At 73.4% G+C, this 12,368-nt stretch carries 9 protein-coding genes; 6 read left to right on the top strand and 3 right to left on the bottom strand.

What is annotated here, in order from left to right; genetic code table 11:
- The first annotated feature begins 13 nt into the window (after positions 1-13).
- The 3 genes from ACF1BH_RS17235 (at position 14) to ACF1BH_RS17225 (ending at position 2,222) form a co-directional block, all read left to right on the top strand.
- Positions 14-841 carry an inositol monophosphatase family protein gene (locus ACF1BH_RS17235; protein WP_391643372.1) on the top strand — a complete coding sequence of 276 codons (828 nt, stop codon included), beginning with the start codon at positions 14-16 and terminating at the stop codon, positions 839-841.
- 174 nt (positions 842-1,015) lie between these two features.
- Positions 1,016-1,729 carry a DJ-1/PfpI family protein gene (locus tag ACF1BH_RS17230; protein ID WP_391643299.1) on the top strand — a complete coding sequence of 238 codons (714 nt, stop codon included), beginning with the start codon at positions 1,016-1,018 and terminating at the stop codon, positions 1,727-1,729.
- Between the two features lie 64 nt (positions 1,730-1,793).
- Positions 1,794-2,222: a MarR family winged helix-turn-helix transcriptional regulator gene (locus ACF1BH_RS17225; protein WP_391643298.1), complete on the top strand. Its 429-nt coding sequence runs from the start codon at positions 1,794-1,796 to the stop codon at positions 2,220-2,222.
- Positions 2,223-2,301: 79 nt separating this feature from the next.
- Here the strand turns inward: ACF1BH_RS17225 and ACF1BH_RS17220 are convergent, their stop codons facing one another.
- A complete protein-coding gene (locus ACF1BH_RS17220; protein WP_391643297.1) occupies positions 2,302-4,239 on the bottom strand; it encodes a SpoIIE family protein phosphatase in 1,938 nt (645 codons plus the stop codon).
- A gap of 310 nt (positions 4,240-4,549) precedes the next feature.
- Here ACF1BH_RS17220 and ACF1BH_RS17215 point away from each other — a divergent pair, with 310 nt between their 5' ends.
- The 3 genes from ACF1BH_RS17215 (at position 4,550) to ACF1BH_RS17205 (ending at position 11,214) form a co-directional block, all read left to right on the top strand.
- Positions 4,550-8,854, top strand: coding sequence for a HAMP domain-containing protein (locus ACF1BH_RS17215; RefSeq protein ID WP_391643371.1), 4,305 nt, complete (start codon positions 4,550-4,552; stop codon positions 8,852-8,854).
- Entirely contained in the window at positions 8,851-9,660 is an 810-nt protein-coding gene (locus tag ACF1BH_RS17210; RefSeq protein ID WP_391643296.1) for a two-component system response regulator, read from the top strand. The genes ACF1BH_RS17215 and ACF1BH_RS17210 overlap by 4 nt, the downstream gene beginning before the upstream one ends.
- A 90-nt stretch (positions 9,661-9,750) precedes the next feature.
- Positions 9,751-11,214 carry a DUF5685 family protein gene (locus ACF1BH_RS17205; RefSeq protein ID WP_391643295.1) on the top strand — a complete coding sequence of 488 codons (1,464 nt, stop codon included), beginning with the start codon at positions 9,751-9,753 and terminating at the stop codon, positions 11,212-11,214.
- 46 nt (positions 11,215-11,260) lie between these two features.
- Here the strand turns inward: ACF1BH_RS17205 and ACF1BH_RS17200 are convergent, their stop codons facing one another.
- Positions 11,261-11,809, bottom strand: a complete 549-nt coding sequence (locus ACF1BH_RS17200; protein WP_391643294.1) for a SigE family RNA polymerase sigma factor — start codon at positions 11,807-11,809, stop codon at positions 11,261-11,263.
- 200 nt (positions 11,810-12,009) lie between these two features.
- On the bottom strand, positions 12,010-12,309 hold the full coding sequence (locus tag ACF1BH_RS17195; protein WP_391643293.1) for a hypothetical protein: 300 nt from the start codon (positions 12,307-12,309) through the stop codon (positions 12,010-12,012).
- Positions 12,310-12,368 lie beyond the last annotated feature (59 nt).

Here is a 12,368-nt window from a genome sequence, read left to right as displayed (position 1 = left end):
CCGCCCCGGTAGCCTGCGCGGCGTGAACACCTCCTGTGCGCATTCCGGCGATGTCTACGTCGCGGTGGCCGGGGCGCGGGCCGGTGCGGACGTGGTCCGCGCGATGTACGGCCGGCGGCTCACCCGTATCGACAAGGGCGACGGGGACTTCGCCACCGCCGCCGATGTGGCGGCCGAGAAGGCCATCCTGGCCGTCATCCGCACCGCCCGGCCCGATGACGCGGTGCTCGGCGAGGAAGGCGGCCGCCGGGGCGCCGCCGACGCCGCACGACAGTGGCTGGTGGATCCCCTGTGCGGGACGCTGAACTACGCCACCGGCGCCCTGACCGTCGCCGTCAACGTGGCGCTGCGCGACGGCGCGGCGGCGGTGGCCGACCCCTTCAGCGACGAGATCTTCTTCACCGACGGGACGACCGCCCTGGTACGGCACGCCGGCGCCGATACACCGCTGACGCCCACGCCCGCCACCTGCCTGGTGGACGTCAACCTGGACCCGCCGTTCCCGAGCGCCCCCGGCTTCCGGGCCGTGGACCTGCTGGCCCGCCCCGGGTTCGCCGCGCACTTCCGGCCGCGCGTGCTCTCCACGTCCCTGGCGCTGGCCTGGGTCGCCGCCGGCAGGCGCGCCGCGTACGTCACCGACGGCGGCGACCTCTCCGGGAGCGTGCACTTCGCCGCCGGTATCGCCCTGTGCCGGGCCGCCGGCTGCGTCGTCACCGGCATCGACGGCGCCCCGCTCGGCGCGACGGGCCGCGGCCTGGTGGCCGCCGCGGACGCGGGGACCCATGCGCGGCTGATGGAGGCGATCGGTAACGGAGGCCGGGAAGCGCCCTCGGCCGTCTGAATCACGCCCCAGCGAGCCGGTCTCCGCCCGCGGTCAGATTCTTCTCGCCGCCCTCCCCGGGAGCCCCGCCATGACCGGCCCGGGGCGTTTCTTTAAGTGAGACTTACAGTCTCTCTTGTAGCCTCACTACAAGTCGCTAGCGCACGCCCCGTCGAGGCGAGGAGAAGAAGGAACATGACCACTGAACTGCGCCCGCTCGAAGTCGCGATCCTGGTGTGTCCCGGGTACCTGCCGGTCGACGTCATCGGATTCCAGACGCTGCTGGGCTTCCAGCCGGAGGTGAACGTGCATCTCGTCTGGAAGAACCGGGACGAGATCGAGGGCTTCCCCCATTTCCCCACGCGGGCGACCACCACGTTCGAGGACTGTCCGGCCGATCTCGACGTCCTGCTCGCGGGCGCGGTCCCCGCCGAACTGTGCGAGGACACCGAGACGCTGGAGTTCCTCGCCGACCGCGGCAGCCGCGCGAAGTGGGTCGCGGGCGTCTGCCTGGGCAGCCTGCTGATGGGCGCCGCCGGGCTGCTCCGCGGGTACCGGGCCACCACCAACTTCCACGCGTACGACCTGCTGCCGTACTACGGCGCGACCCTGGTGCCGACCAACCGCGTCGTTACGGACCGCAACCGCATCACCGCCGGCCCGGCGACCGGCGGCATCGAGATCGCGCTGCGGCTGCTCCAGGAGTTCCGGGGCACCGAGGCCGCCCGCCTGTCCGAACTGGGCTGGGAGTACGCCCCGCAGCCGCTGTTCGGCGTCGGCACGCCGGAGCTGGCCGGACCCGAGCTGACCGCGGCCTCGATGCGGGAGTTCGACGAGGACAACGCCGCCTTCCGGGAGGTCTCCGAGCGGGCCGCCGAGCGGCTCGGGGTCGTGGTGCCGTCGGCCTGAGAGGCGGCCTGGGACACTGAACACCGAGGGCTCGGGAACGGCGAGCCCCGGTAGGGAGTCTCAGGTGAGCAAGGCGCCGGAGGGTGCACCGTCGACCGTCATTCTGGTGATCGCCGCCGGTCGGCGCCTACAGGAGCAGATGGAGGAACGGCTCGTCGGCATCGGCCTGTCGGTACGGCTGTTCAGCGCGCTCGGACATCTCTCGCGCGACGCCGACCTGTCGTACAGCGATCTCGCCCGCCGTGCGGGCGTCACCAGCCAGAGCATGCGCGCCACCGTTCTCCTGCTGGAGGAGAGGGGGGCGGTGGAGCGCAACCTCCAGGGGCAGGGGCACCGCGCCCGGCTGGAGCTGACCGACAAGGGCCGCGCGCTGCTCGCCAGGGCGCGGGACCTCGTGGCGGAACTGGAAGCGGAGTTCCTGGGGGGCGCGGACGAGGAGACCAAGGGGGCGCTGGAGGAGGCGTGCCGACGCGCGTTGGGGTGGCCGCGGTAGCACCCCCGGGCCGCGGCATTCCCGGGGCGGGGCGCATCCGGCACCTGGAGGGCCGGCCATCGGTCCCGCGCTCGCGGCGTCAGCCGCGGGCACGGGGCCGGGTCGCCGAGGGGACCGCCTGGAGGACGAGGACGGAGAGGTCGTCCTCGACGGGGCCGGGGCCGAAGTCGTGGGCGACGCGGCGGACGTGTTCGGCGAGGGCGTTGGCGCCCAGGCCCCAGCCGTCGCGGAGGATTCCGGCGAGACCGTCGTTGTCGTCCAACTGCCAGCTGCCACACCGGCGTTCGGTGACGCCATCGGTGACGCAGACCAGCGCCTCGCCGGGGGCGAGGGTGAACGGGCTGGCGCTGAACTCGGCGCCCTCGTCGATGCCGAGGAGCATCTGCGGTTCGGAGACGGGGACGACGCTGCCGTCGGCGCGCAGGTGGAGCGGGAGCGGGTGACCGGCGCTGGCGACAGAACCGGCGGCGCCGGGGACGCCCGGGTCGCTGGTCACCTCGCCGCACAGGAGGCTGAGGAAACGCGGGCCGGCCTGTTCGCCACCGGCTTCGAGGGCCTCCGCGCTCTCCTCGGCCATGGCGGCATTGAGGCGTTCCAGGACGGATTCGACGCCGTGACCCTCGCGGGCGAGGAGCCGTACGAGGTGGCGGGCGAGGCCGGTCACCGACATCGCCTCGGGGTCCTTGCCCTGGACGTCGCCGAGGAGGAAGCACCAGCGGCGCTCCCCCAGCGGGAAGATGTCGTAGAAGTCGCCGCCGACGGTGAGGCCCTCGCCGTGCGGTTCGTAGACGACGGCCGTGTCCACACCGGTGATGCTGGCGAGGGTGGCGGGCAGCTGACGCCGCTGGAGAGCGCGGCTGATGGTGCGCTGGCGGGTGTACTGGCGGGCGCTGTCGACGGCCTGGGCGACACGGTGGGCGACGGCGTCGACGGTGCGGGTGACGCCGTCGGTCATCCGCAGCCGTCCGGCACGGCCGAGCAGCAGCATGCCCTGTTCCCCGCCCTGGGAGACGAGAGGGAAGGCGAGGGCGGACCCGCCCTCGGGACCGCCGCCGGCGCTCTCGGGCCAGGGCCAGGCGGTGCCGGGGGCCGTGACGACGTCCACCGGGGGGTCGCGTTCCAGCTCGGCGCGGAGCGGGCCGAGGCGGCGTTCGTCGGAGTGCCAGACGCGGGAGAGGTGCAGGCCGGCGGCGCCGGAAGCGTCGGACCGCAGCCAGACGCCGCACCAGTCGGCGAGCCGGGGGACGAGCAGTTGGGCGACGAGCGCGGCGACGAGGTCCTGGTCGAGCTGGTCGGCGAGGAGTTCGCTGGTCTCGGCGAGGAGGACGGGTCCGCCCAGGTCGGCCCAGTCGGCCCGGTCTCCTCCGTCGGCCCGGTCCGGCTGCTCGCCGCCTCCCTCGCGGTCCGTGCGCGCGAGACCGCCGGGCGCCGTCACTGCCTCCGCCGTGAGCGGGCCCGCGGGATCGGGGCGGAGTCCGGCGGCGGAGGCCCGTTCCCGGGGCGGGGTTGCGTCCGGGTCCCGGTCGGGGGTTTCCAGGCGGAACCAGACGGCCTTCTCGGCCCGCCGGTAGGTCACGCCCCAGGCTTCCGACAGGGCACGGATCAGCTGGAGGCCGTAGCCGGGTTCGGCGTGGGGGGACGGGCCTGGGGTGGTGGAGGCGTCGCGCAAGCTCCGGGACGGGTGACGGTCCACGACCTCGATCACCACGCCGACGGCCTCCGGGCGGCCCGCGCGACCGACACCGGGCGGGCGGTGGTGGCCGCGTTCCAGGCGGCAGCTGACGTCGATGTCGGTGCCCGCGTACATCACCGCATTGGTGACGAGTTCGCTGGTCAGAAGGACAGCGTCGTCGACGAGGCCCTCGGTACCCGCGTCCGCCGCGGACGCGTGGCCGGTGAGCGCGGCGCGGACGAAGCGGCGCGCGGCGGCGGGCGCGAGCTGGTTCGCCGGGAGTCCCTTCCGGGACACGGACGCGGTCGTCTGCGCGGACAGCGGTCCCACGGCGGCCCCCTGCATACGCCTGAGCAGAACGATTTACCTGCACTTAAACTAAGGCATACATGACTAATTGGACAGCCCGCCGGTCGTGAGGAGACGGTCGGCGGACCGTGCACAGCGGATCGCTTGGGGAGAGTGCGCCATGGCACACGACCCGGTCCGGCGTGGGCCCGCCACGCCCCCCTCAGGCTCCGGCCCGGCCACCCGGACCGGAGCGCCGAGCCCCGGAACACCGCCCCCACCGCCGAGCCCCGGGGCCGCCGGACGACCGGCCGCCCGGGCCCCCGACGGGATACCCGTACGGGAGCTGCGGCCGCTGCTCGCCGCGATGCGGGCGCTGTGCGACGGCGACTTCTCGGCCCGGGTGACGGGGGAACCGGACGGGGTGCTCGCGGAGGTCGCCGGGGTCTTCCACCAGATCGTCGCCCGCAACGCGCATCTCGCGAGCGAGCTGCAGCGCGTACGCCACGAGATCATCCGGGAGGGCCGACTCGACGAGCGGATCGCGCCTGGGCCCGGCCAGGGCGCCTGGGCGGCGGACGTCGACGCCGCCAACACCGTCCTGGACGCGCTGGTCGTGCCCGTCGCGAAGGTGTCCCGGGTACTGGAGGCGGTGGCGGACGGTGATCTGACGCAACACGTCGACCTGCACGACGGCAGCCGTCGGCTCTGCGGCGATCTGCGCCGCCTGGGCAGCGGCGTCAACCGCATGGTCGATGAACTGTCGCTGTTCACCGGTGAGCTGACGCGGGTCGCGCGGGAGGTCGGCACGGAGGGGCGGCTCGGCGGGCGGGCGAATCCGCAGGGGCTGTCCGGCGACTGGCTCCAGGTGACGGACGCGGTCAACACGATGGCGGCACGGCTGACGGCGCAGGTGCGGGACATCGCGGTGGTGACGACGGCGGTGGCCCGCGGCGATCTGACCCAGCAGGTGACCGTCGAGGCCACCGGGGAGCTGCTGGAGCTGAAGCTGACCGTCAACACCATGGTCGACCAGCTCTCCGCCTTCGCCGACGAGGTCACCCGCGTCGCCCGCGAGGTCGGCACCGAAGGACAGCTCGGCGGACGGGCGCAGGTCCGGGGCGCGTCAGGCGTGTGGAAGGACCTCACCGACAATGTCAACTTCATGGCGTCCAACCTGACGTCGCAGGTCCGCAGCATCGCGCAGGTCACCACCGCCGTCGCCAACGGCGATCTGAGCCAGAAGATCGTGGTGGACGCGCAGGGCGAGATCCTGGAGCTGAAGTCGACGATCAACACCATGGTCGACCAGCTCTCCGCCTTCGCCGACGAGGTCACCCGCGTCGCCCGCGAGGTCGGCACCGGCGGGCAGCTCGGCGGACGGGCGCAGGTCCGGGGTGCGTCAGGCGTGTGGAAGGACCTCACCGAGAGCGTCAACTTCATGGCGGACAACCTGACGACGCAGGTCCGCAACATCGCGCAGGTCGCCACCGCCGTTGCCGAGGGCGACCTCGGCAAGAAGATCACCGTGGAGGCGAAGGGCGAGATCCTGGAGCTGAAGTCGACGATCAACACCATGGTCGACCAGCTCTCCGCCTTCGCCGACGAGGTCACCCGCGTCGCCCGCGAGGTCGGCACCGAAGGCAATCTGGGCGGCCAGGCGCAGGTCCGGGGCGTCTCGGGGGTGTGGAAGGACCTCACCGACAACGTCAACTCCATGGCGCTGAACCTGACCTCGCAGGTCCGCAACATCGCGCAGGTCACCACCGCCGTCGCCAACGGCGATCTGTCGAAGAAGATCGACGTGGACGCGCGCGGCGAGATCCTGGAACTGAAGGACACCGTCAACACGATGGTCCAGCAGCTGCGGGCGTTCGCCGACGAGGTCACACGGGTGGCCCGCGAGGTCGGCACGGAGGGGCAGCTCGGCGGCCAGGCGGAGGTGCACGGCGTCTCGGGCGTGTGGAAGGGGCTCACCGACAACGTCAACTTCATGGCGTCCAACCTGACGTCGCAGGTCCGCAACATCGCGCAGGTCGCCACCGCCGTCGCCGACGGCGATCTGTCGAAGAAGATCGACGTGGACGCGCGCGGCGAGATCCTGGAGCTGAAGACCACCATCAACACGATGGTCGACACCCTGTCGTCGTTCTCGTCCGAGGTGACGCGGGTGGCCCGCGAGGTCGGCAGCGAGGGACGGCTCGGCGGCCAGGCACGTGTCGAGGGTGTCTACGGCACCTGGAAACAGCTCACGACCAGCGTCAACGAACTGGCGCTGAACCTCACCACACAGGTGCGGGCCATCGCGGAGGTCGCCTCCGCCGTCACCCAGGGCGACATGTCCGGGTCGATCTCGGTGGAGGCGCAGGGCGAGGTCGCAGCGCTGAAGAACAACGTCAACCTGATGGTCGCCAACCTCCGCGAGACGACTCGCGCGAAGGACTGGCTGGAGTCCAACCTGGCCCGCATCGCCGGGCTGATGCAGGGCCACCGCGACCTCGTCGAGGTCGCCGATCTGATCCTGCGGGAGCTGACACCGCTGGTGAACGCGCAGTTCGGGGCGTTCTTCCTGGCAGAGGCGGGCGCCGAGGCGGGCGAGGGCCTGGAGTTCATCGCCGGGTACGGCACCGGACGGGCCGAGGTCCGCCACGCACCGTCCGGGCGGGGCTCCCCCGCCGGGGGGCTGATCAGCCAGGCGGCCACGGAGAAGAAACGCATCCTGGTGGAGTCGGTTCCGGCGGACTACATCACGATCAGCTCAGGGCTGGGCGCGGCCCCACCGGTCAGTCTCGTCATCTTGCCGGTGCTCTTCGAGGACCAGGTGCTCGGCGTCATCGAGCTGGCGTCGTTCAGCCGCTTCAGCGACGTGCACCTGGCCTTCATCGACCAGTTCGTGAACACCATCGGCGTCTCCGTCAACACCATCATCGCCAACGCCCGTACGGAGTCGCTGCTCTCGGAGTCGCAGCGGCTGACGGCGGAGCTGCGCCGCCGCTCCGACGAGCTCCAGCTGACCAATGCGGAGCTGGAGGAGAAGGCGGCGCTGCTGGCGACGTCCTCGCAGTACAAGTCGGAGTTCCTGGCGAACATGTCACACGAGCTGCGCACCCCGCTGAACTCGCTGCTGGTGATGGCGCGGCTGCTGGCCGACAACCCCGAGGGACGGCTCTCGCCGCAGGAGGTGGAGTTCGCGGTCACCATCCACCGCTCCGGCTCCGACCTGCTCCAGATGATCAACGACATCCTGGACCTGGCGAAGATCGAGGCCGGGCGGATGGACGTCCACCCCAAGGAGCTGCCGCTGATCAAGCTGCTCGACTACGTACGCGCGACGTTCCGGCCACTCGCCCGCGACCGGCACCTCAGCTTCGACATCACGGTCGCGGACGATGTGCCGCGCGCGCTGTACTCCGACGAGCAGCGCCTCCAGCAGATCCTGCGCAACCTGCTCTCCAACGCGCTGAAGTTCACCTCGACCGGCAGCGTCGAGCTGTCCGTCACGGTCGCCGGGCCGGACGCCGCCGAGACCGGGCCGCCGGACGCGCCGGGGCCGATCCTCGCCTTCGCCGTCAAGGACACCGGTATCGGCATCCCCGCCCACAAACTCGGCGCGGTCTTCGAGGCGTTCCAGCAGTCGGACGGCACCACCAACCGCAAGTACGGCGGCACCGGGCTCGGCCTGTCCATCAGCCGGGACATGGCGACGCTGCTCGGCGGCCGGATCACCGCCGAGAGCGAACCGGGCGTCGGCTCCGTCTTCACGCTGTACGTACCGGCGCACCACACCGGCCCGTCGGCCGCGTTCGAACTCCCGGCGGTGACCGGCGGGATGACGGCCGCCCCGGCGGCACCGGGCGCCCTGCCGGAGGCGGATGCCGGGGCCGGGCCGGTGGCCGGCGGGGCCGGGGCACACCCCGGCTCCGGCCCGGCCGACGCGGGGGCGGCTGAAACGGGCGGGGCCGAGGGCGCCGGGCCCGGGGGCACGCCGGTCGGGCGGGATGCGCCGGAGCCCGTGAGCCCCGGGCCGGAGCAGACCGTGCCCGGGTCCGCCTCCGCCGTGGGGCCGGGGTCCGCGGCGGAGGCGAGGGCGCCGACGCCCGCTCCGCCGCAGGCGGAACCCTGGGCCGCCGGTGGTCCGGAGGTCACCTGGCCGGAGACCTCCCGCCTGGGCGACTGGCTACAGGGCCACTCGGGGCAGGTGCTGGCCGGCCGGCGGATCCTCGTCGTCGACGACGACATCCGCAACGTCTTCGCGCTGACCCATGTCCTGGGCCGGGCCGGCCTCCGCGTGAAGTACGCCGAGAACGGCCGCGAGGGGCTGGAGGTCCTGGACCGGACGCCCGACGTATGCCTGGTGCTGATGGACATCATGATGCCGGAAATGGATGGTTACGAGATGATCCAGGCCCTGCGGAAGGCTCCTCGCTACGCGAAGCTGCCCGTCATCGCCCTCACCGCGAAGGCCATGCCCGGCGACCGGGAACGCGCGCTGGAGACGGGTGCCGACGACTACGTCCCCAAGCCCGTCGACGTGGACCGCCTGCTGGCCGCCATCTGCCGCCTCCTGGACCCCGGCAGCGGGGACGGCGGTGGCGGTGCGGTGTCCGGGCCGGACGGCGGGGACGAGGGGCCGGGCGGCGTCGGCCAGGGGCCCTCGGAGCGGCCGTCATGAGCGCGCCCGCGGACACCGCCGCGCTCCTGATCGTCGACGACATGGAGGAGAACCTCGCCGCGCTGGAAGCCGTGCTCGGGTCGCTCGCCCACATCGTCCGCGCCCGCTCCGGCGAGGAGGCGCTGAAGGCGATGCTCCGGCAGGATTTCGCGGTGGTGCTGATCGACGTGGTGATGCCGGGCATGGACGGCTTCGAGACCGCCGCCAACATCAAGGGGCTCGACCAGACCAAGGACGTCCCCGTCATCCTGCTGACCGGCGCGGAGGTCGACCCGAACTACGCCTACCGCGGCTACACCGTGGGCGCCGCCGACTTCCTGATCAAACCCTTCGACCCCTGGCTGCTGCGCACCAAGGTCAACGTCTTCCTGGACCTGTACCGCAAGAACCGCCAACTTGCCGCCCAGTCCGAGCAGTTGCGCCGCCTCCTCGCCGGCGGCGCCCCGAACCGGCCCGCCGCCCCGCCCCTTCCGGGAGCGGCACCCGGCTCCGGCACGGAACTCACCCCGCTCCCCGCGGGTACGGGCGCCGATGCCCGTACGGAATCCGACGCGGCTGACGGCCCCGGGGGCACGGCGGACGGCCCGCCACCGGGCGCACCGCCGGACAGGGCCGCGGAGGCGGCACGGCTGGCCGAGGTCGTGGGGCAGCTCACCGAGGCGGAGGGCGCGCTGCGGGAGGCCGGGGGCGCCGGGCCGCCCGGGGTCGCCGACCGGATCGCCGAGATCGAGCGCGCCGCCGACCGGCTGCTGGCCGAGTGCGGCAGGCCGGCGGCGGGCGACGGCCCGGCCCCTGACCGCCCCTGACCGGACCGGACCCGGCCGGTACGATTCCGGCCGCGGGGCGGGGCCATCGGGGGCCGTGCCGCCCACGCGTCGTACACGGGGGTTCCTCACATGTTCGGGATCGTCAGGCCCTGCGCGCACCGGCTGACCGGTGGGCTGAAGGCGGAGTGGATGGCGCATCTGTGCGGGCTGTGTCTGGCGCTCCGCGCCGACCACGGGCAGTTCGCGCGGGTCGTCACCAACTACGACGGGCTGATCGTCTCGGTGCTGACCGACGCGCAGCGCGGTCCCGCGCCGGGCGGGCGCCGCACCGCGGGGCCGTGTCCGCTGCGGGGGATGCGGACCGCGTCGGTGGCCAGGGGCGAGGGGGCGCGGCTCGCGGCGTCGGTCTCGCTGGTCCTCGCGTCGGCGAAGCTCCGCGATCATGTCGCGGACCGGGACGGGCTGCTGCGGCGCCGCCCGGTGGCCGCCGCGGCCCGTAAGGTCGCCGCCGGGTGGGACCGGGCCGGGGCCCGTACGGGTGCCGGGCTCGGCTTCGACACCGCCGTCCTCGTGGACGCGGTCGACCGGCAAACGGGGATCGAGCAACTGGCCGGTCCCGGTACGCCGTTGACGGTGATCACCGAGCCGACCGAGACGGCGACGGCGGCGGCCTTCGCGCACACCGCGGTGCTCGCCGGACGCCCGGCGAACGCCGCCCCGCTCGCCGAGGCCGGGCGTCTCTTCGGGCGGCTCGCGCACCTCCTCGACGCCGTGGAGGACCGCGCGGCCGACGCCGCCGGGGGCGCCTGGAACCCGCTCGCCGCCACCGGCGCCTCCCTGCCCGAGGCCCGTCGGCTCTGCGACGACGCGCTGCACGGCATCCGGCTGGCGCTGCGCGACGTCGCCTTCACCGACGGGAAGCTGGCGCACGTCCTGCTCGTCCACGAGCTGCGGCGGTCGGTGGACCGGGCGTTCGGGACGGAGTCCTGCGGGCGCGCGGGCGGGTCCGCTCACGCCGGCGGCCCCGGCGGCGTCCCCCGTCTCAACCACCCGCAGGGCGCCTCCGGCCCGTACGGGAACCCGGACGCGGCTCCTGGCCCGTACGGGAGCCCGAACCCGTACGGAAACCCCTACGGGGACCCCGACCCGTACGGGACGCCGGGGCCCGGCGGGAACGCGCCCGCCGGCGGCAACCCGTACGCCACCGGGCCGCAGCATCTCAACGGCGCGCAGCGGCCGCAGCCGGGTGGCGGGGCGACGCCGCCGAACCGGTACGACGGCGGGATGGACGGCGGCTGGGGCGGGGGCCACGGCGGCTCGCACGGGGGCGGCGACGGGGCGCACGGCGGCGCACCGGCTCCGCAGCCGCCCAAGCCGCCGCGCGGACTGCTCGCCGGGTGCGTGGTCGCCGTCGGCCTCTGCTGCTCCTGCCAGGTCTGCTGCGCGAGCAGCTACGAGGGCCCCTGGTCGCGGAAGAAGCACGAGGGGTGCTGCCACTCCGCCTGCGACGGGTGCGACTGCGACTGCTGCGACGGCTGCTGCTGTGACGGGTGTGACGGCTGCTGCTGCGACGGGTGCTGCTGCGACTGCTGAGCGAACTCCCCTTCCCCGCAAGCGAGTTGGGGAGCGGCGGCCCCGGTCAGCCGAACAGTGCCGGGGCCAGTTCCTCGTCCTCGCGGAGCTTGGCCAGGGCGCGGGAGACGGCGCTCTTGACCGTGCCGACCGAGACCTCCATGACCTCGGCGGTCTGCGCCTCGCTCAGGTCCTCGTAGTAGCGGAGCACGACCATGGCGCGCTGGCGGGGCGGCAGCCGCATGATGGCGCGCCACATCGCGTCCCGCAGGCCCTGGAGTTCGGCGGGGTCGGGCGCGGGCACCGGGTCCGGCTCGGGCAGTTCGTCGCAGACGAACTCGTCCACCTTGCGCTTGCGCCACTGGGAGGTGCGGGTGTTGAGCAGCGCCCGGCGGACGTAGCCGTCCAGGGCGCGGTGGTCCTCGATGCGGTCCCAGGCGACGAACGTCTTGGCCAGCGCGGTCTGGAGCAGGTCCTCGGCGTCGTTGGGGTCGGTGAGCGACCGCGCCGCCCGCATCAGCACCGGCCCCCGGGCCCGTACGTACGACGAGAACGACGGGTACGACGGGCGCGCGGCGGCGGGCTGCGCGGGGAGTGTGCACGCTGGCGTGGTCATGGCTCCACGCTAGAAGCGGCTCACCCCCCGGCGGATCGCCCGAAGGTGCCGAAGCGCCGTCCGTCTGAAGTTGTACGGGTGGGGTTCCCCCTACCTCCTTCGGGCGGAGGGAGACCCTGACCCGTACCCCTGGAACACGCCCCGAGGGGGCGCCGTCGCCCCTTGGGGGGAGACCCCCGGGGGGCGCGTGCGGCCCGTGCTCAGCTTCCGGCCGGGCGGGCCAGGCGCGGCAGGGAATCCTTGTACTTCTGGTGCGCGGCGGACGCCCCGAACCAGCCGCCGACGACGGTCAGCAGGCCGCCCACGGAGACGAGGATGATGCCGCCGATGAGGTCGTTCCGCTTCGACTCGTCGTAGTCGTACCGGGTGGTGTGGCGCTGGAGGCAGATGTCGCCGTCCCGCATCGCCTCGCCGCCGCAGTCCGGGCCGGAGAGCATCATGGACAGCCCCCAGCCGCCGAGCAGCAGTCCCGGGATCACCCCGAGCAGCAAGCCGGTCACGACCTTCCGCACCCGTCGCAGATCCACCCCGACCACCCCCTCACCGCATCCGCCACCGG

It is taken from the genome of Streptomyces sp. NPDC014733, assembly GCF_043083385.1.
GTDB lineage: Bacteria > Actinomycetota > Actinomycetes > Streptomycetales > Streptomycetaceae > Streptomyces.
This window is presented reverse-complemented; position numbering and strand designations above follow the sequence as displayed.